This is a genomic window from Synechococcus sp. F70.1, assembly GCF_047502745.1.
In the GTDB taxonomy this organism is placed as follows: Bacteria; Cyanobacteriota; Cyanobacteriia; order Thermostichales; family Thermostichaceae; genus Thermostichus.
The window spans coordinates 1-808 of sequence record NZ_JANSJL010000120.1; the positions used below are offsets into that span (position 1 = coordinate 1).

The following is an 808-nucleotide window of genomic DNA, read 5'->3' on the forward strand; positions in this document are numbered from 1 at the left end:
TGTCCAAAGCTCTGCAGCCGGGTGGGCCTGGGATCCCCTTTGCAGGGCTTTTGCTGCCGGTAAAAGTCCCGTTGAACCCTGTCCAAAAGCTGCCCCAGTTCCACCGCCGAGCCGGTGCTGATGAACTTGTCACTAGCCGTCAGCCAGTCCAAAAGCCGAATGGCCGGCGTGAGATCGATGATGGGGGTTTCTGCCTGACCAGGGCGGTAGAGGCCGTAGTAGAGCCCCTGGATCTCGACGTTTTTAGCCTTGCGCAAAAGGGCGGCTCCCAAGAGCATCAGCACCGGGATGGAGCGAAAGGCGTGGGTGATATCAAAAAGCAGCTGGGTGTTAGGCTCGATGCTATCCACCAGCACGTCGAAGATCTCCCAAGTCTCTGCCTCGGTTTTCCCTTCGGGGATAGCCCTGGCAATTTTCTCCACGTGGGAGGGAAGACAGTCCTGCAGACAGTTCCAGTGCGTAGCGCGGGCTTCTTCGGTAAGCAGGAGAACAACTCTGTCAATCTCAAAAAGCTGGCAGAGGGCTTTGGCAACGTAGCAGGTTTTATCTGCCCTTTGCTCTCCAAAGAAATACACTGTCTCCGTGTATTTGGTGGTGCCCAGGGTAGTCAAAAGGGTTTTGGCCATAGGGATCCTCCAGGTGAGCCTGCAACAATCAAAGCATAGGCGCTGGCAAGCTCCTGCAACCTGAAAGCCCCCCTTCACGAAAACAAGACGCCTTTTCCCAAACAGAGAGGGTGAAAGAGCCTGAAGTTAACCTAGAAAGCAGTTGGCCTCTGGAGCGATGGGGATTCCAGCATGATCTCGAC

At 55.4% G+C, this 808-nt stretch carries 1 protein-coding gene; it reads right to left on the reverse strand.

Translation table 11 applies throughout. From position 1 onward, the window contains the following. Nucleotides 1-626: TIGR02221 family CRISPR-associated protein (csx2, locus tag NW860_RS11200; protein WP_414514219.1), on the reverse strand; the 626-nt coding region annotated here is incomplete at its 3' end. Nucleotides 627-808: the final 182 nt, after the last annotated feature.